This is a genomic window from Peribacillus sp. FSL H8-0477 (genome assembly GCF_038002765.1).
In the GTDB taxonomy this organism is placed as follows: Bacteria; Bacillota; Bacilli; order Bacillales; family DSM-1321; genus Peribacillus.
Map to the genome: position 1 here is coordinate 108,819 of NZ_JBBODE010000001.1, position 18,177 is coordinate 126,995.

At 38.2% G+C, this 18,177-nt stretch carries 18 protein-coding genes; 8 read left to right on the top strand and 10 right to left on the bottom strand.

The window, feature by feature from the left end:
- Positions 1-39 precede the first annotated feature (39 nt).
- From MHI18_RS00520 to MHI18_RS00535, 4 genes are all read right to left on the bottom strand, one after another.
- Positions 40-768, bottom strand: coding sequence for an HAD family hydrolase (locus MHI18_RS00520; protein WP_340845445.1), 729 nt, complete (start codon positions 766-768; stop codon positions 40-42).
- Positions 769-870: 102 nt separating this feature from the next.
- Positions 871-1,440, bottom strand: a complete 570-nt coding sequence (locus MHI18_RS00525) for a shikimate kinase (RefSeq protein WP_340845446.1) — start codon at positions 1,438-1,440, stop codon at positions 871-873.
- 802 nt (positions 1,441-2,242) lie between these two features.
- Positions 2,243-3,409: an IS256 family transposase gene (locus tag MHI18_RS00530; RefSeq protein ID WP_340845447.1), complete on the bottom strand. Its 1,167-nt coding sequence runs from the start codon at positions 3,407-3,409 to the stop codon at positions 2,243-2,245.
- Positions 3,410-3,852: 443 nt separating this feature from the next.
- Positions 3,853-4,047, bottom strand: a complete 195-nt coding sequence (locus tag MHI18_RS00535; protein WP_340845448.1) for a hypothetical protein — start codon at positions 4,045-4,047, stop codon at positions 3,853-3,855.
- 144 nt (positions 4,048-4,191) lie between these two features.
- Between MHI18_RS00535 and MHI18_RS00540 the strand changes: the two genes are divergently transcribed.
- Positions 4,192-4,929: an alpha/beta hydrolase gene (locus MHI18_RS00540; RefSeq protein WP_340845449.1), complete on the top strand. Its 738-nt coding sequence runs from the start codon at positions 4,192-4,194 to the stop codon at positions 4,927-4,929.
- A 22-nt stretch (positions 4,930-4,951) separates the two neighbouring features.
- On the opposite strand, the gene MHI18_RS00545 is transcribed toward MHI18_RS00540, so the two are convergent.
- Complete coding sequence (locus tag MHI18_RS00545; protein ID WP_340845450.1) at positions 4,952-5,605, bottom strand: MOSC domain-containing protein; 654 nt, start codon at positions 5,603-5,605, stop codon at positions 4,952-4,954.
- Between the two features lie 260 nt (positions 5,606-5,865).
- Between MHI18_RS00545 and MHI18_RS00550 the strand changes: the two genes are divergently transcribed.
- The 6 genes from MHI18_RS00550 (at position 5,866) to MHI18_RS00575 (ending at position 11,413) form a co-directional block, all read left to right on the top strand.
- On the top strand, positions 5,866-7,392 hold the full coding sequence (locus MHI18_RS00550) for a spore germination protein (RefSeq protein ID WP_340845451.1): 1,527 nt from the start codon (positions 5,866-5,868) through the stop codon (positions 7,390-7,392).
- Positions 7,385-8,476 carry a GerAB/ArcD/ProY family transporter gene (locus tag MHI18_RS00555; protein ID WP_340845452.1) on the top strand — a complete coding sequence of 364 codons (1,092 nt, stop codon included), beginning with the start codon at positions 7,385-7,387 and terminating at the stop codon, positions 8,474-8,476. Before MHI18_RS00550 ends, MHI18_RS00555 begins: the two co-directional genes overlap by 8 nt.
- A gap of 7 nt (positions 8,477-8,483) precedes the next feature.
- The gene (locus tag MHI18_RS00560) at positions 8,484-9,635 is read left to right on the top strand and encodes a Ger(x)C family spore germination protein (RefSeq protein WP_340845453.1); all 1,152 of its coding nucleotides are present in this window, start codon (positions 8,484-8,486) and stop codon (positions 9,633-9,635) included.
- A 13-nt stretch (positions 9,636-9,648) separates the two neighbouring features.
- Positions 9,649-9,873, top strand: a complete 225-nt coding sequence (locus MHI18_RS00565) for a hypothetical protein (protein WP_340845454.1) — start codon at positions 9,649-9,651, stop codon at positions 9,871-9,873.
- A gap of 64 nt (positions 9,874-9,937) precedes the next feature.
- Positions 9,938-10,459, top strand: coding sequence for a hypothetical protein (locus MHI18_RS00570; protein WP_340845455.1), 522 nt, complete (start codon positions 9,938-9,940; stop codon positions 10,457-10,459).
- Positions 10,460-10,696: 237 nt separating this feature from the next.
- Positions 10,697-11,413 (top strand): MerR family transcriptional regulator, encoded by a 717-nt coding sequence (locus tag MHI18_RS00575; protein WP_340845456.1) that lies wholly within the window; start codon positions 10,697-10,699, stop codon positions 11,411-11,413.
- Positions 11,414-11,515: 102 nt separating this feature from the next.
- Here MHI18_RS00575 and ahpF read toward each other — a convergent pair whose 3' ends face one another.
- From ahpF to MHI18_RS00590, 3 genes are all read right to left on the bottom strand, one after another.
- Positions 11,516-13,039, bottom strand: a complete 1,524-nt coding sequence (gene ahpF / locus MHI18_RS00580) for an alkyl hydroperoxide reductase subunit F (RefSeq protein WP_340845457.1) — start codon at positions 13,037-13,039, stop codon at positions 11,516-11,518.
- A gap of 14 nt (positions 13,040-13,053) precedes the next feature.
- Positions 13,054-13,617, bottom strand: coding sequence for an alkyl hydroperoxide reductase subunit C (ahpC, locus tag MHI18_RS00585; protein WP_340845458.1), 564 nt, complete (start codon positions 13,615-13,617; stop codon positions 13,054-13,056).
- 502 nt (positions 13,618-14,119) lie between these two features.
- Positions 14,120-14,875 carry a GTP pyrophosphokinase gene (locus MHI18_RS00590; RefSeq protein WP_340845459.1) on the bottom strand — a complete coding sequence of 252 codons (756 nt, stop codon included), beginning with the start codon at positions 14,873-14,875 and terminating at the stop codon, positions 14,120-14,122.
- 171 nt (positions 14,876-15,046) lie between these two features.
- Between MHI18_RS00590 and MHI18_RS00595 the strand changes: the two genes are divergently transcribed.
- Positions 15,047-15,877, top strand: coding sequence for a class I SAM-dependent methyltransferase (locus MHI18_RS00595; RefSeq protein WP_340845460.1), 831 nt, complete (start codon positions 15,047-15,049; stop codon positions 15,875-15,877).
- A gap of 73 nt (positions 15,878-15,950) precedes the next feature.
- Here MHI18_RS00595 and MHI18_RS00600 read toward each other — a convergent pair whose 3' ends face one another.
- On the bottom strand, positions 15,951-17,387 hold the full coding sequence (locus tag MHI18_RS00600) for a DHA2 family efflux MFS transporter permease subunit (RefSeq protein WP_340845461.1): 1,437 nt from the start codon (positions 17,385-17,387) through the stop codon (positions 15,951-15,953).
- A gap of 34 nt (positions 17,388-17,421) precedes the next feature.
- On the bottom strand, positions 17,422-17,997 hold the full coding sequence (locus tag MHI18_RS00605) for a TetR/AcrR family transcriptional regulator (protein ID WP_340845462.1): 576 nt from the start codon (positions 17,995-17,997) through the stop codon (positions 17,422-17,424).
- Positions 17,998-18,177 lie beyond the last annotated feature (180 nt).

The following is an 18,177-nucleotide window of genomic DNA, read 5'->3' on the forward strand; positions in this document are numbered from 1 at the left end:
TTTTCCCACGAACTAAAAAAAGCTGCCGCAGCAACTTTTTTATTTAAATGACAATTCCATACTTTCTGCAAGAACGTTTGGAATTTCTGATAAGTCATGAACCGGTTTGTATAGTGGATGCGCTTGATCAATTTCATAATGATCAGCTTGCCAAGTGTCCCTCACTACATGAATCCCCATTATTTCGTTCTCTAAAGCAGGGTAAATATCACTCTTTAACGAGTTGCCAATCATGGCATACTCATTATGGCCATGTCTATCCATAACGGCACGTAAGGTACTGGGTGTTTTATACGGATAAACGTATGTTTCATCCATAAACTCTGCGACACCGGATTGTTCAATCCGTCTTTTTTGAACGGCTTCGTCACCTGCTGTTAAAATCGCCATCGAATATCCTTCATTCTTAAGCTGTTGGATTACCTCTACTGAACCCGGGACATTTTCATACTTCCGAATATAAATATCCTGAACTACTTCCTTTATTTCTTGCTGAAGAGAAGGATTCGACATCATTCCATGTTCTTTAAAATATTCAGCAGAAGTCGTTAACCAGCTTTGTTCATATCTCGGTGGTAAAAAACCATACTTTTCAATTAAACTTATATCAATCAGAGCTTGACGATTTAAAATATCATTTACCTGAAGGACGTCACCGAACAACTCCCTTGAGATAATCTCAGCACAAAGCGTATTAGATTTTTTGAATTCTGGATACGTAGTAATAAGCGTATCGTCTAAATCCCAGATTAAGAATTTCTCTTTCATGATGCAGCAGACCTCCATTATGAATTTACAGAAACTACTTCTCTATTAAATGAGTTTAGCCTGTTTATCTTCCTATTCTACACCTTCTAGCAGAGAAAGCATTTACATTTGCTTAGTATACCTAGACATGATTTCATCCGCAACATCCTCTATTGACTTTCCATTCGTATATACCACCTGCTTCGCCAGAACTTTGTTTGATGGATGCCTTATAAAGTGTTCATTCACATCTAAAACCTCTTGATCCGTCGTAAACTCGCGCAGCCGTTGATTTAAAACCTTTACAGACTCCTCATCGTCCGGACTTGGAAGGAGCAAGAAAACATGCTGAAATTTTTCTAAAGCCCCTTTTACTTTTTCTAATAGTTTCGCCTCTTCATACACCGAATGTCCTCCGTCAAAATCAATAACATGGTTTTCATAGTCTTGCATAACCCGAACAACAGTATGGGCTTCAAATGGCTTCCAATACTGATAGACACCACTAAACCCATCTCGTTTCTTAATTTCATCTTGAACTTCTTTCTCATAACCGATTTCCTCATAGTAAGAAAACCGAACATCATCTATCGAACATAGTGGAATAATTAATTTTTCCGAAATGATTTCCGCTACTGATGTTTTTCCAGAACAAATTGGTCCAATCAAAATAATCGTTTTATCAGCCGCCATATTCATCACTCCTACACATGGCTATCTACCATAATTATCCTACCAACTATATTACTATACAATCATCTCTTCCATCGAGTTTTTTGTTAACAAAATGAATAGTTTGGTAAATAAACAGAGAAGCTAGAGTAACGTAGGAGGTAAAAAAAATGAATAACACTTATGAGGAATGTATCCAAGCTTATTTAGTCTGCATAATTCCATGTATTCGCACATCTAGGTTTCTAGAAGTCTCCCTAATCCCTCAGCAGGTATCTTGTTTGCTGTTTTTAAAAATGACTCGCTTTCTTTGATCGCTGCCTAATTAAGGCGGGGAACTCACGTTGAATTTCCTGAAAACCTCAATAATCCCGTCTGAAGTCTTCATATTCCCGTCTGGGCCTAGCGTATTCCCGTCTACGCACCACGGATTCCCGTCTAGCGGTGTGTTATTCCCGTCTGAGGGTCTGGAAGCTTTCGTGAATCCCCCAGCAGGTATCTTGTTTAGCAGTTTTTAAAAATGTCTCGCTTTCTTTGATCGCTGCCTCATTTAGGCGGGGAATTCACGTTGATTTTCCTGAAAAACAGTCAAGTCCTTATTATTGTGTAAATTCGTTAACAATGTTTTCACTCTGATTAATTGGACGCTTTCAAACGGATAAAAAACTGTTTTTAGAGTTGCACAAAACCCTAACCTTACACTTTTTTTTGGAAACTTCCATGGCCATTTTCTCTCGCATTCGGGCAGAGCTGTCAAAGGCTTTTCACTTTGACAGCCCTGTTTGAATGTGAAATGATTCATGATGGAAGTTTTGAAAAATAACTACTTCGACAATGCTTTTTTCTTGTCGTAAACTGTGTCTTGATATTGCATTAAGAGAGCACCTACTAATCGGAAAGCAGATTGGGTATTAGGAAAGATCCGGATTACTCTTTCTCTTCTGCGTACTTCTTGATTTAAACGCTCCAGCGAATTTGTACTACGAATGTGCTGCCTGATTTTTTCAGGGTGATTCATGTATTGAATGGTGTCTTCGAACCCTTCATCCAAAATTTGAAGGGCTTTTTCATATTTTGATTCCTCACCAAATTTATTTATTAACTCCGTTTTAAATAGACGAATATCATCTATCGTGACTGCTTCAAATACCCGTTTAATCATCAAGCGAATATCAGATGATCCCTTTTTAGGCAGTTTTTCGATAATGTTCCGTTTAAAATGGACATTGCACCGTTGCCAGCTGGTCCCAATGAATTCCCGTTGGACTGCTTTGACTAACCCTTGATGGGCATCAGAAATCACCAGTTTCGGGGATTGAAGACCGCGGGATTTTAGTTGCTTAAAGAACTGTGACCAAGATTCAAAGCTTTCTACATGATCTACATGGAGCCCTAGAATCTCTCGCTTATTCTGTTCCGTAAGGGCAGTCGCAATATATACGGCTTTTGAGACAACTTGATGGTGCTCACGCACCTTGATATACATGGCATCTACGAAAACAAAGGGGTAGTACGTGGTATTGAGGGGCCTCCCTGCCCAGCCATTAACAATGGGATCAAGCTTTTCAGTCAGCGATGAAACGAAGGATTTTGAGACATTTTCACCGCATAGCTGTTCGACAATATGAGTAACCTTTCGTGTAGAAACTCCATTGATTACCATCTCTAACATGGAAAGGACGAGCGCTTGATCGACCCGAGCATATTTTTCAAATACAGAAGGGGAAAAGTCGCCATTACGTGTTCTAGGGACCTTCAATTTAATCTTGCCAATACTCATCGTAAAATCACGTTCATAATAGCCATTTCGATAATCCTGACGCTCGGTAGAGCGCTCATAAGATGAAACTTGTAGATGGTTGTCTCTCTCTTTCTCCATAAACTCATTTAAGATCAACACAACCGCTGATTTAATCACGGCATCAAGATTAGAATTCATAATGGAAAGTTTTAAAAGATCGATATCAAGGTTAAACTGTAACTGAGTCATTATATTCCCTCTTTTCAATGTGTTTTCATGGTGAAAACATTGTTTCCAAGAGCGAATAAAATGACTCTCTTTTTTTACACAATTATATGGACTTAATCTGAAAAACGTATTAATCCCGTCTAAGGTCGTCATATTCCCGTCTGGGCCTAGCTTATTCCCGTCTTCACACCATGTATTCCCGTCTAGCGGTGCGTTATTCCCGTCTGAGGGTCTAGATGCTTACGTTAATCCCCCAGCAGATATCTTGTTTAGCAGTTTTTTTAAAATGACTCGCTTTCTTTGATCGCTGTTGGGGAATTCACGTTGATTTTCCTGAAAAACGTATTAATCCCGTCTGGGCCTAGCGTATTCCCGTCTACGCACCACGGATTCCCGTCTAGCGGTGCATTATTCCCGTCTGAGGTCTGGGTTTAGCTGTTTGTCGGGGGGGGCTACTATCATAATTACTTCTTTTTCTTTAGTTTCTCAGGGTTTTTCACTTTTATCGAAACGACTTCTCCGCAGTCTAAACAAACGGTAAAGATTCTCTCTGAGCCAATGGACAGTTTCTTATCCATAGGGCGAAGATTAACGAAGTCCATTGCTTGTACAAAGGATTTCCCTTCACAACTTTTGCATTGCATTGCTAAATTAGTCATTTTTATTCCTCCTTTTATATCTCTTTTTACGTTTATTAGTGTAATAGGTTTCATGTCCTACTTACGTTGTCTAACATATTGATAGTTCTCGTTTGAAGTACTTTCATATACACTTAAAGAATATGGATATTGGGAGGAAATCGCATGAGAAAATTTTTAAAAATTAGTGCCCTACTTGCAGTCATTTTACTCGTTGGCGGTTTTGCTGGGTTTTATTTCTGGTCACAATTTACGTACGATGGTACGGATCAGTTAGAAACGCTTGTCCCTATTGATGAGATTGACGTAGTCGATAATTGGCTGGTACTCACTCCCGAGGAGAAAGCAGAAGGAGGAATTGTATTATATCCAGGAGCAAAAGTGGAACCTGCTGCCTATCGATATTATGCACAAGGATTGGCTGATGCCGGTTATCTGGTTGTTATTCCACAAATGACATTTAATTTCGCTATCTTTAATCAAAATATTGCGGAGGATGTGATGGAGCAATACCCTGAGATAAAAAATTGGTATGTGGAGGGTCATTCTCTTGGGGGTGTGGCTGCATCAGGTTTTGCCTATACCCATCAAGAAGAAATTAGCGGTGTTATATTACTAGGTTCCTATCCGGCTGATTCAACTGACTTCTCTGATACTGACATACCGATGCTTTCATTGTTTGCCGAACATGATGGATTAACCACCCCAGAAAAAATTAAAGAAACAAAATCCTTATTATCTACCGATGTATTATTACATCAAATTGAAGGCGGTAATCATGCTGGTTTCGGGATGTATGGGTCACAAAAAGGGGATAAGAACGCCACAATCTCTGTAAAAGATCAACAGGATGAAATGATAAAAACGACTACGGCTTGGCTCAAAAAATATGATAAAGAATAACCCTTCTGCTTCTGCAAGAGGGTTATTTTTTACTTGAATATTGCTTTAGCAGGCTGCTCCGTAAACTAGAAGATAAGGCATCCACTGCTAAAACTTTTTCAAGCTTTTCTTTATTTATTTTATCAAAAAACTTCACGTCATTGACCAATGAAACAGGTACTTGCTCTGCATGTGGTTCAAGAAGTACTAAATTATCTTGTTGACTCACGTTTCCTTCTTCTAAAACTCTAAATAGAAATCCAGTATAGCCAGTGTCTCTCATACGTACAACTAAATCTGGGACCTCATATTTGGCGGCTAATTTGTAGCAGGGATTTCTTGGTTCAGATACTTGAATGACTGCGCCTCCGAATGAAAATACATCTCCAATGTGTGCCTCTTGCTCAGTCAATCCCACAACCGTTATATTTTCACCAAACAAAGCCACTTCTTCCATTCTTGTAAAAATACCATTCCAATAGCTGTAGTAATCATAAGGATACAAACATAAAGCTTTATCTTCACCTCCATGATCCTTAAACGCCTGCTCATCACCTTGTAAGCCTCTTTTCCCCAAAAAAACAGGCCCTTTAATCGATTGTTTTCCAATAGCAGATTCAAAACTACGCTTCCCATACGTATGTGTTTCAATCTTGCCTATGTTAAGTGACTTCACCTGATAACTTGTTTTTTGCACATAATCCCCCCATCTCTTTTAATTCCCATTTTATCCTACATAAATCAGATTTTCTATGTTCGATAAGTGATTTTTTAATTAAATACATATAAATCTCATTGAAAAATCTAGCCTTCATCCTTAAGTTCCATAAAGGGTCGTGTACCCACCTCAGCTTTTTGTGTCAGAATATTCTTTTCTTCGCCTTTCTTACATAATCAGTCGGACTATGGAAAAAATGAACAGTATACATTTATTGTTTTTTTGAAAGTGGGTTTGTTATGCCTTTTCGTCGTTTTAAACAAAAAAATACTCGTGACTCTAATCAACTTTCTTCTAATTTAAATCAGAATATACATACATTTAAGCTTGCTTTTGCGGATTGCTCAGATATCGTATTTCGTCCGTTTTTAATTAATGGTGAAAAAAAAGCCATGATGATTTATTTTGTAGGGTTGGTTGACTTTCCAGAATTAGATACAAATGTACTGTCACCATTAATGGAGAAGAACGAATCGCAAGAAAAAGATATGGCACAGTGGATACAGGAAAAACTATCTGTTGCCAAGGTATCGGCAATAACCTCCATTGAAGCGTGCATCCAGGAAATCTCAATGGGAAACACCCTTTTACTTGTCGAACACGAAAAAATGGGTGCAGCCATTGAACTAGTTGGATATGAGAAACGTTCTATAGAAGAGCCATCTTCTGAGCAGGTAGTAAAAGGTCCACGAGATGGATTTACTGAAACCATAAACGTAAATATTGCTTTAATTAGACGAAGAATCAGAAATCCAAAATTAAAAGTAAAAACGTTAAAAATTGGACGGAGCAGTCAAACCGATGTTTCCATGATGTATATAAGCAACCTTGCCAATGAATCATTAGTTACTGAAGTCTATGACCGTTTAAAACGGATTGATATCGATGGAGTAATCGAAACACAATCTATTGAAGAACTGATAGAAGATCACCCTTTTTCTCCGTTCCCACAGATACTTAGTACAGAACGACCTGATACCTGTGCAGCAAGCCTTTTAGAAGGCAGAGTGGTTATTCTGGTTGATGGAAATCCCTTTGTAATGATTGCGCCCACTACACTTTTATCGCTGCTTCAATCAAGTGAAGATTATTATCAGCGGTATATTTTAGGATCTGCCGTGCGACTTTTACGATATTTTTATGTTGGGATTTCTTTACTGCTTCCGTCACTCTACGTGGCTGTTTTAAGTTTTCACCAAGAAATGCTGCCGACTAAGTTAATTATTAGTATTTCTACCTCTCGGGAAATCGTTCCTTTCCCCGCAATTGTTGAAGCAATAATAATGGAAGTTACCTTTGAAGCTCTTCGCGAGGCTGGGGTAAGACTTCCGAAACAAATTGGGTCAGCCGTCAGTATTGCCGGTGCTTTAGTTGTTGGTCAAGCAGCGATTCAGGCTGGGATCGTTTCGCCTCCAATGGTGATGGTGGTAGCATTAACGGGAATCGCCTCCTTTACGATTCCTAGATACAATCTTGGAGCAACATTTAGGCTATTGCGCTTTCCAATGATTGCGCTCGCTGGAACATTAGGCATCTTGGGAATCATGCTGGGTCTGCTCGTGATTCTGACACATCTATGTACGTTAAGATCATTTGGGGTACCTTATCTTTCTGGTATAGCTCCTATGCAAAAAAACAGCTTCAAGGATTTCCTAATTCGCGCTCCATGGTGGATGCAATCAACACGTCCTCATTTTACCGGTAAGTACAACAAATTCAGACAAGGACCTAATCAAAAACCAGGTCCTCAACAAGGCGGTGATTAATCTGGACAGATCCGAAAAAATTTCATCCTTTCAATTAGGGATACTCATTTATTCAGCTATAGCCGTTACGGCCATTCTCTATTTACCCGCAGCTAGTTATAGTTCTGCCGAACGAGATTTTTGGTTTTCCCCAATTATTTCGTCACTTTTTGGTGTGCTTACCGTCTTTTCAGTCACTCAATTAGGCAGCTATTATCCAAATGATACCTTAATTCAATACAGTAATAAAATCATTGGAAAAATTGCCGGTAAAATTTTGGGCGCACTATTCCTCATATATACCTTAAGTGTAGCTATTCAAGTAACCTGGCAATATGGGGAGTTCGTCAATGCTTACTTTCTCCCGCGTACTCCCCGGGTTGTTGTACTTGGAAGTATGGCCTTGATTTGTGCCTATGCCATTCGTCAAGGGGTTGAAGTCATTGCAAGACTGGCACAAATTCTAACGCCCGTTATCTTTCTTGTGTTCATTTTAGTATTTATCCTACTTCTTCCGGATGTAAATATAAACCATATTTTCCCCATCTTTGGTAACGGGCTGATGCCAGCCATAAAAGGAGCATACTTTTCTAATCTTTGGTTCGGTGAATTTATTGTACTGGCTTTTTTCCTTCCTAGATTAAAAGACCAAAAAAATATAAAAAAATGGTCCTTCATATCCTTATTATTTGTCACCATGACCTTGGTATTAATGAATATTATCTCCCTTTTAACCTTAGGGACTTCAACTGGGGAGTTGAATGCTCCGCTCATTAATGCCATCCAATATATAGATATCGGCAATTTCGTAACCCATATTGAAGCGGTTGTCATGGCGTTTTGGATTGCAGGAGCCTTTATCAAAATAAATGTATTCTATTATGTGCTGACAATCGGCACCTCTCAATGGCTGAATCTAACTGACTATCGACCAATCGTATTTCCAGTATTATTTTTAAATGTATTACTGGCCATTTGGTTTGTACCAAATGTTTCAGCTTATCACGTATACATGCATACAATTGTTGGAATACTCGGTCCGATCATTTATACGTTTCTCCCCTTATTTCTTCTTCTTATCGCTTTTATAAGGAAAGGATGGTAAGACAGTTATGACCTATAAGCCGATCTGCCTGATTCTAGTAAGCTCTTTGCTGCTTACTGGGTGCTGGGACCGTAAAGAGCTAAATGAGATAGCTTTAGTAAGAGGCATCGGAATTGATATGCTCGAAAATGGCCAAATCGAAATAAGTGTTGAAATATCTGTTCCGAAAACTCCTAGCGGGGCTGGAAGTGAAACCGAAGGAACGGCTCTCGGCAGTGGAGGAATTACGCTTCCTATCGTTCGAACAGGACGTGGAGTGACCATTCCGGATGCATTAGAAAAACTTCAGAAAGTCGTTCCTAGAAAAATTTTTTGGGGACACACAGAGGTCATCATTATCAATGAAAAACTTGCAAAGACTGGGCTGAGAGACAAAATGGATTATTTTGTGAGAAATCCGCGGTTTCGTCTTCATGCATATGTATTTATTACAAAAGGAAAAGCCAAAGATATGTTAGGGCTAGAAACTTCTCTTTACAGCCCGTCAGAAGTTCTTTCAGATTTCTCAGAAGAAACAGTGATGTTACATGTGACTTTAATCAACTTACTAGACATGCTTAATTCAGGTGATGTGTCTATTCCCATGATTAAAAAAGTTCCACCTCAAAAGAAATCCAAACCGGAGCAAACCATTCCGTTTATTCTGGAATCAGCCATTTTTAAAGATGATAAGATGGTAGGTACGATTGATGACAAATTAACAAGAGGTGTAAAATGGATACAAAACGATATAGAGGAATCTCAGGTAACTGTCCATACTAAAAATGGGAACGGATATATTTCCATGACGCTCCTGCGGGCCGAGACGACACTAGAACCCGTCATTAAGGATAACAAATGGAAAATGATCATCAAAGCTCATACGGAAGACGATATCATCATGAACGAAAGTCAAATGAACTTAAAAGACCCAAAAAATATCATAATTATTGAAAAAGAACTAGAGGGGAAGCTAAAAGCACGCTTGCAAAATACGTTAGACAAAGTACAAAAGGAATACAGAGCAGACATCTTTGGATTTGGTGAAGCGTTTCATCGAAAATATCCAAAACAATGGAATGAATCAAAGAATCATTGGGACGACATTTATCCTAACCTAGAAGTGGAATATGATATCCATGCTAACGTACTAAGAACCGGAGCGGGATCTGCACATTAATGAGGTGAAGAATATGAAATGGCTATATAGTATTGCGGTCACATTCGTGATTGTTCTGATTGCCTTATTCGAATGGCCCCGCTTGAAAAAGGATAGAAAGAAGGAAAAACAATTTTTTTTAGTGATATTGGCCTTAGACTGGGTCTTTGCGATTATTCTTCTTTTTTATCCAGATCTGCCCAGTCCCTATCTTAAACTGATCCCTTTAGCAGATTACATGGAAAATAAGCTAAAATGAAAAGGAATCTACTTATCCTCGTCGAATACTACCTTAAAATGTGTTAGTTGAGGAGGAGTCAAGTATGAAAAGACAGGTATGTTTGCTTCTTATCATTGCCTTTTTAGCTGGGTGCAGCGAAAAGACAGATCATGAGACCACTACGTCACAAACAGACATAAAACGATTAGAACAACAGGTAGAGAGTCTCATAAAAGAAAGAGATCAATCCATTCTCGTACAAGAAGCATTTGCTGAGACGAGTTCGCTTTCCTTTGATTTTATGACTGCTTTGAAAACAGCTGATCTTTCCCTGCTAAAATCCGTCATTTCCACGGAATTTGAATATAAAATTACGGATGACCAGTGGTTATATAGATTGAGTGAAAAAATTGACGGCAACTCTCACATTCCGATTTATGATAAAACGAAAGAAATTGAAAATTGGCATATAACGTACTACGGAGCTCTGGATGAAAATATCGGCAATAGCATTCGTGTATTCATTAAAGGGAATGACGAGTCAGGCCCACCTGCGATGATTAATTTAAACTTTAAACAAGTTGACGGTGAGTGGAAAATTATTGGTTTAAATACGGATGTTTAACGTTGAATCACACAAATTTTATAGCTTTTTTTACAAATTTTCCATTTCTTCGAATGCTCTCCCCTAACACACATAAAGTCTCTCGACGAACTGTACCCCAATGATACGTAATTGAACCATTGGAGGTGCAGTTTTCTATGCCTAGATTTACTTCTAACAAAAAAATATAACAAATTTCATGTTGACTCTAACGTTACGTCATGTTTTATAGTTAGTAAGTGAAGGGAGTCGCGAGCAATGAAAGTAAAAGAAGTCTCACAGTTAACTGGTATCAGTGTACGTACACTTCATTATTATGACGACATTGGCTTGCTTACACCGGATCATACGACCGAGGCTGGATATCGTCTTTATTCGGACGATAATTTAGCGACGTTACAGCAAATATTGTTCTTTCGTGAACTCGACTTTCCTTTAAAAAAGATAAAGGAGCTGCTGAGGAGTCCTACGTTTGACAGGCAGAAAGCCTTTGAATTACAGAGAAAAATGCTCATCACAAAACGTAAACAGCTTGATAGGATGATCCAAACGATTGATAAGTCAATCCTAAATGGAAAGGGTGAATTAGTAATGACCAAAGAAGAGAAGTTTGAAGGCTTTGATTTTAGCAAGAACCCCTACGAACAAGAAGCCAGGGAGCGTTGGGGTGACAAAGCGGTAGATGAAGCGAACAAAAAAGGACCGGAACTAAGAGAAAAAATGAACGAAATTTACATTAAACTAGCAGGTCTTCGCCATTTACCCCCGGAATCCCCTCAAGCACAAGCAGGAATTGAACAATGGTTTACTTATTTGAATAAAATAGGCACATACTCATTAGCGGCCTTCGCAAGTTTAGGACAAATGTACGTAGATGATGAACGATTTAGGAAGAATACCGATCAGTTCGGCGAGGGACTGGCGGAGTTTATGCGTGATGCTATGGAAATGTATGCAAAATTAAATAATGGTTAGTAGAACTTTGGAAGAATCAATTTCCACTACGTTCACACGAAAATGAACGAACTTAAAAAGCCCAAATTCTCAATGGACTACTGAGAATTTGGGCTTATATCTTTAATTTCGGATTAGATAATCGAATGCACCTAAGGCAGCAGTCGCACCTGATCCCATGGAAATGATAATCTGTTTATATGCACTGTTCGTACAGTCGCCTGCAGCAAACACCCCTGGTAAGTTTGTAGCTCCACGTTTATCTACTACAATCTCACCACGTTCACGCTCAATCGTTTCACCCAACCAATCGGTATTAGGTACAAGGCCGATTTGAACAAACACACCCTGCAATTCAATATGACTGGTTTCTTCTGTATCGCGGTCAACGTACGTAATCCCGTTTACCTTATCAGTACCAGTAATTTCTTTTGTTTGAACATTCTTTATGACTGTTACATTCGGCAGACTGTAAAGCCTCTCCTGCAGGACCGAGTCTGCTTTCAGCTCTGGCAAGTATTCCAGAACGGTTACATGTTTCACAATACCTGCTAGATCAATCGCTGCCTCAATACCAGAATTACCGCCGCCAATAACGGCTACGTGTTTTCCTGCGAACAATGGACCGTCACAATGAGGACAGTATGCTACCCCTTTGTTCTTGAATTCTGCTTCGCCAGGTACTCCAACATTGCGCCAGCGGGCACCTGTTGAAAGGATGACTGCTTTACTCTTTAAAACAGCCCCGTTTTCAAGTTCAATTTCAATCAATTCTTTCTTTTCTAATCTTTTGGCACGCTGTAAATTCATGATATCAATATCATACTCTTTTACATGTTCCTCAAGCGTTGCTGCAAGCTTAGGACCTTCAGTATATTTCATACTGATAAAGTTCTCAATCCCCATGGTGTCCATGATTTGACCGCCAAAGCGTTCAGCCACAATACCTGTACGAATACCTTTACGTGCTGCATAGATTGCTGCACTCGCACCGGCTGGACCTCCCCCAACAACAAGCATATCGAATGGTTCTTTATTAGCCAGCTCTGAGGCATCGGGAGTACTACCTATTTTCGCCAGCATTTCTTCAAGTGTCATACGTCCACTGCCAAACGATTCACCATTTAGGAAAACTGTTGGTACGGCCATTATGTTTTTGCTTTCCACTTCTTCTTTGAAAGCTGCACCGTCAATCATGGTATGTGTAATGCCAGGGTTCAGGATGCTCATCAAGTTCAGGGCCTGCACAACATCGGGACAATTGTGGCAAGTTAGACTAATATACGATTCAAAGTGATAGTCGCCTTTAATAGCTTTCACTTGATCAATTACTTTTTGGTCAACCTTTGGAGCTCTTCCGCTAACCTGTAGCAGAGCTAATACTAAAGAAGTAAATTCATGTCCCAAAGGGATACCAGCAAACGTTACCCCGGTATCTTCACCGATACGATTCACACTAAAACTTGGTGTTCTTTGTAATTCTGTTTTCTCTATCTTGATTTTGGATGACATGGATGCTAATTCTTCTACCAGTTCTAGCATGTCACGGGAGACATTATCTGAGCCTGCACTAACTTTTAGCAGCACGTCGCCTTCCAAAAGTTCAAGATATTGCGCTAATTGTCCTTTTATATCTGTATCTAACATATTTATCGCACTCCTTAAATCTTTCCAACAAGATCGAGACTTGGTTTAAGTGTATCAGATCCTTCTTTCCATTTTGCTGGGCAAACTTCTCCCGGATTATTACGAACATATTGAGCTGCTTTAATTTTATCAACAAGTGTACTTGCATCACGGCCAATACCATCTGCATTAATTTCAACTGTTTGGATGATACCATCTGGATCGATAATAAACGTACCACGATCAGCTAGACCTTCCTCTTCGATTAACACATCAAAGTTACGACAAAGTGTATGTGATGGATCCCCAATCATCGTATAAGTTACTTTACCAATTGCATCTGAAGTATCGTGCCAAGCTTTATGTGTAAAATGAGTATCAGCTGAAACAGAATATACTTCCGCTCCAAGTGATTTCAATGTTTCGTAATTATCTTGTAAATCTTCAAGTTCTGTTGGACAGACGTATGTAAAATCTGCTGGATAAAAACAAACTACACTCCATTGACCTTTAAAGTTGGCTTCTGTAACTTCAACAAATTCACCATTTTTGTAAGCTTGTGATTTGAATGGTAGTATTTCTTTTCCTATTAATGACATAAGTAAGTTCCTCCTAGGTGTATGGTGTTGATAATCAAAACAATAATTAATTATAATAATTATAATTATGTTCTTATTATTAAATAAAAAATTGTTATTTGTCAATAATATTAACCTATGCTTTTCATTTTTAATTAGTCATTACAAATAAATCGTAAATATGAATAACTTTCAGGTAGGTCCTTTGTCACAAGCAGTATGGCACACCACCCTTGCCTTGTCCCCTCATCATCAGCACACTACAATCTTCTTCCAAACACTATTCAATTGTTAGTTATAACATTATTGGAAAATACCGTCTGTCTTTATTTATCCGTTTTTCCGATTCCTAATCCGTTTTGAAATGGTTCTTCGTATGCCAACTTCTCAAATTAACGACACAACTGATAATCACTATAAGATGAAAAAAACATCAAAAGTAAACCCGCGACATTTATATCGCGGGTTACTTACCAGATGTTTAGATCTACAGTGTAGGCTTAAGGATACTCTATTCATCCTTTCACAATGTATTTTTATCCTCAGTTAGCAGCCCATTTAACATGTTTGACATCTGAGGGAAGGAAACTTGTTTTATCATATTTACCATTTCATCTCCGATTAAATCTTTTTCTTGTTTAATGACAGCGACCTTTTTATGCAAGTCTTCCATTTTTTTATCCAAATCTGATGCCGTCTTAGCCGCCTCTTTTAATTCGATTAATAATTCTTCGGGAACTTCCTGATTGTATTTATAATAAATTTTATGTTCTAGACTTGCCCAGAAGTCCATGGCAATGGTCCTGATTTGAACTTCCACATAAACAGACTCTTCCCGGTCTGACATGAAAACGGGAATCTTCAAGATTAAGTGGAGACTTCGATAACCATTTGGTTTGGGATTCGTAATATAATCCTTTATATCGATAACCTCTATATCCCGTTGTGACTGGATCATTTCACTGATTTGATAAATATCTGATCGAAACGAACATGTAATACGAATACCAGCAATATCTCTTATATTATCTTTAATATGATCAAACGATAATGGAATATTTTTTTTAAGGACTTTTTTTATTAAACTATCTGGTGATTTCAAGCGCGTACTAATATGCTCAATTGGATTATAGTCATGTATATAGCTAAATTCTTCATTTAAGATATTAAGTTTCGTTGTCATTTCATCTAAGGCGAACTTATAAGCCATCCTGAATCGAGTAAATTCTACCTTTAATTCTTTTATTCTTTCCTGAGTAATATCAATGGGAAAATTCATTACACCGCTGCCTTTCTGACATGCATAGGATTTATAATGAAAGAAGAACGTTTTATTCTAGTTTCTTCATTCTCCATATATTTTACTATATCTTTTAGCTTACTTAAAATTTAATATACCTTTATATTAACTTTCGGAATAGTGTATAATTTTGGAAAAGGAGTGGAATAAATGGCGCAAATTATAGAGGAAATCCTTACATGTATGCCTTCTTCCAATAACATTCAAAAAGTCCAAACACAGCATCGGCTTACCATAGCTGAAACATGGGAAATCAAAAAAGGCAATAAAATACTAGAAATAGGCTGCGGACAAGGTGACACTACCGCCGTACTTGCCTATCTAACCGGTGAGAATGGACTTGTACATGGAATCGATATCGCATCGGCTGACTATGGAGCGCCGCTGACATTAGGTGAGTCGGTCACTTTTTTACAAAATTCAGCACTCGGCAGCCGAATAAAGATTGATTTTGAGACAGATATATTAACAGATCCACATAGGTTTCCAGACAATTATTTCGATTATATCGTCTTATCACATAGCTCATGGTATTTACGTTCTTTTGAGGAATTAGCGAAGATGTTAAAGATATTAAGAAAATGGGGAAAGCAGCTTTGTTTTGCAGAATGGGACCCCTCAATCAATTCCGTTGAGCAATACCCCCATTTTTTAGCTGTTTTAATTCAAGCTCAATATGAAGCCTTCAAGAAAAACAGCACGGCCAATGTACGCACACTGTTTACCCCCGAGGATATTCGGAAACTTGCAAAAGATGCGGGGTGGGAAGTCATCAAAGAACAATCGATCCATTCGCCTGATTTACAAGATGCGGATTGGGAAGTACATATGACATTAGCTGATTATCAAGAAGAATTAGCAGCGATTGAAATGCCTGAAAAACTGCGTTATCTTATTGAATCAGAAATCCATTTATTAAAAGCAAGCATTGAAAAAATCAAGCTATCCCCTATGTCTACCTATACGTTTATTGCAACGTAGAATTTAACCATCAAAAAAAGAATCCTTAGCCCTATAGGCAGAGGATTCTTTCGTTTAATCATTCGACAAACTCTTATAATGTTTTACTTCTAGCTGTTTTTATAAAGAATGAAAGTATTAAACCAACGATGGCAACAATCAAACCAAAAATGAATGCATTTTGAACACCCGCTGCTAAAGAAGGACCTATATTACTAGGATCAGTTGGGTTTGACAACTTATTTAAATACGTTTTTTGTGAAGCAGACATTATGGTCATGGCAACAGCCGTACCAATTGCTCCTGAAACTTGCTGGAGGGTATTCATTAACGCAGTACCGTCAGGGTATAGGTTTTTAGGTAGTTGATTCAATCCATTTGTCTGTGCAGGCATCATGACCATTGAAACACCAATCATTAAAACCGTATGCATAATAATCACACTAAGAATAGATGTTTCCGTTGTAATATTAGACAAGAACCATAACATGATAATCATAATAATAAATCCTGGAATAACTAATACCCTTGGTCCGTATTTATCAAAAATTTTCCCTGTTATTGGTGACATAATTCCGTTTAGTACACCACCAGGTAAAAGGACAAGGCCGGCTACAAACGCAGTTAAGACTAAACTTGCTTGTAAATATAACGGTAAAAGAATGGCTGAAGACATAATAACCATAAACGTCACAAATACGCTAAGAACACCGATTGTAAACATAGGATATTTAAACACACGTAAATCGAGCATTGGTTGCTCCATTTTAAACTGTCTTAATGAAAAGAGTAAGAGTGCGACAAGACCTATAATAATCGAAGAAATAACGATACTGCTTGTCCAGCCATTTTCACCCGCACTACTGAAGCCATAAACAATTCCACCAAAACCAATCGTCGATAAAACAATAGATAGGACATCAATTTTAGGCTTCGTTATTGTAGAGACATTTTGCATATATTTCAAGCCGAACAATAAGGCAATGATAAGGAACGGTAAACAGATCCAGAAAATCCAGTGCCAACTAAAGTTCCCTAGGATTAAACCAGAAATTGTGGGTCCGATTGCGGGAGCAAACATAATGACTAATCCCATTAACCCCATAGTAGCTCCTCTTTTATGTACCGGGAAAATCACTAAAATAGTATTAAACATGAGGGGCAGCATTAATCCAGTACCTATTGCTTGAATAACACGGGATAATAGTAAGATCCCAAAACTAGGTGCCAGTGCTGCGATTAACGTTCCAATAATCGAGAATGCTAATGAGACAATAAATAATTGACGAGTCTTGAACCATTGAATTAACAGCCCAGATACAGGGACTAAAATTCCCAACGTCAATAAATAACCTGTTGTTAACCACTGAATCGTTGAAGAATCCACGTTAAATATCTGTATTAGATCCGCAAGCGCCATATTTAAAGCCGTTTCACTAAATAATCCGATGAATCCAGCAATTAAAAAGGAAATCAAGATAGGGGTCGTTCTGATCACTTGGGTGTTTTGCTGTGTTGCTGTTGCTGACATGAATAAATCCTCTTTTCTAGGTTGTAATCCTTACTTATTCTATTTCTTTCTTTAACAATAAGGGTATCTGTCTGGCAATGGTATGGAGTGGTTCTCCGGTTTTGTTTGTCAGACAAAGAATGATTCCACCTTCAATCATGGCGTTTATTACCAAAGCCAAATCCTTTGCTTGTTTTTCACTATAGTTTGCCGCAAGTAACTTTTCTATATAAAGAGATTGCCAATCTTCGAACGCAGCCTTACATGCAAGGCGTATAGCTTCATTCGTTAAGTATGTTTCACAAGCAATCGTTCCTACTGGCATTCCTAAAATTGAGTCTTTACTAAACTCTTCTGCCAGATGGGATATATGAGTTTGGAAAGCTTGAACTGGATTTTCAATTCCTTTGAGACTCACAAGGGTACTTTTAAAAACAAATTCTTTCGTATGCTCTATGGCTGCAATGGCTAATTCCACTTTTCCTTCAGGAAAATAATGATACAATGATCCTTTGGCCGTTCCACTTTCTTTAAGAATTTCTTTAAGTCCAACACCATGGTACCCATGCAGACGAAAAAGCCGAGAAGCAGCCTCAATAATATCCTCTCTTGCCTTATTTTTATTTGTCATAGCTTCAGATCCCTTCAAAATTATAACGAACGGTCAACTAATGTTAAAGGCTAGTGATCGATAAGTCAACTTAAATCCAGCGCAGGATGTATTCTATTAAATTTCTGCCTATACTATGTCTCTCCCTTACAGCCTTTATACTTTCTAGTTCGTTCTTCCGTTCCCATTGAAAAAAGAGAA

What these genes read in the sequence shown, in the direction of transcription:
- MHI18_RS00595 (WP_340845460.1), top strand. Translation starts at nt 15,047, where the DNA reads ATGGCGCAAATTATAGAGGAAATCCTTACATGTATGCCTTCTTCCAAT.
- MHI18_RS00575 (WP_340845456.1), top strand. Translation starts at nt 10,697, where the DNA reads ATGAAAGTAAAAGAAGTCTCACAGTTAACTGGTATCAGTGTACGTACA.
- MHI18_RS00590 (WP_340845459.1), bottom strand. Translation starts at nt 14,875, where the DNA reads ATGAATTTTCCCATTGATATTACTCAGGAAAGAATAAAAGAATTAAAG.
- MHI18_RS00550 (WP_340845451.1), top strand. Translation starts at nt 5,866, where the DNA reads ATGCCTTTTCGTCGTTTTAAACAAAAAAATACTCGTGACTCTAATCAA.
- MHI18_RS00570 (WP_340845455.1), top strand. Translation starts at nt 9,938, where the DNA reads ATGAAAAGACAGGTATGTTTGCTTCTTATCATTGCCTTTTTAGCTGGG.
- MHI18_RS00605 (WP_340845462.1), bottom strand. Translation starts at nt 17,997, where the DNA reads ATGACAAATAAAAATAAGGCAAGAGAGGATATTATTGAGGCTGCTTCT.
- MHI18_RS00530 (WP_340845447.1), bottom strand. Translation starts at nt 3,409, where the DNA reads ATGACTCAGTTACAGTTTAACCTTGATATCGATCTTTTAAAACTTTCC.
- MHI18_RS00535 (WP_340845448.1), bottom strand. Translation starts at nt 4,047, where the DNA reads ATGACTAATTTAGCAATGCAATGCAAAAGTTGTGAAGGGAAATCCTTT.
- ahpF (WP_340845457.1), bottom strand. Translation starts at nt 13,039, where the DNA reads ATGTTAGATACAGATATAAAAGGACAATTAGCGCAATATCTTGAACTT.
- MHI18_RS00565 (WP_340845454.1), top strand. Translation starts at nt 9,649, where the DNA reads ATGAAATGGCTATATAGTATTGCGGTCACATTCGTGATTGTTCTGATT.
- MHI18_RS00600 (WP_340845461.1), bottom strand. Translation starts at nt 17,387, where the DNA reads ATGTCAGCAACAGCAACACAGCAAAACACCCAAGTGATCAGAACGACC.
- MHI18_RS00560 (WP_340845453.1), top strand. Translation starts at nt 8,484, where the DNA reads ATGACCTATAAGCCGATCTGCCTGATTCTAGTAAGCTCTTTGCTGCTT.
- MHI18_RS00540 (WP_340845449.1), top strand. Translation starts at nt 4,192, where the DNA reads ATGAGAAAATTTTTAAAAATTAGTGCCCTACTTGCAGTCATTTTACTC.
- MHI18_RS00520 (WP_340845445.1), bottom strand. Translation starts at nt 768, where the DNA reads ATGAAAGAGAAATTCTTAATCTGGGATTTAGACGATACGCTTATTACT.
- ahpC (WP_340845458.1), bottom strand. Translation starts at nt 13,617, where the DNA reads ATGTCATTAATAGGAAAAGAAATACTACCATTCAAATCACAAGCTTAC.
- MHI18_RS00525 (WP_340845446.1), bottom strand. Translation starts at nt 1,440, where the DNA reads ATGGCGGCTGATAAAACGATTATTTTGATTGGACCAATTTGTTCTGGA.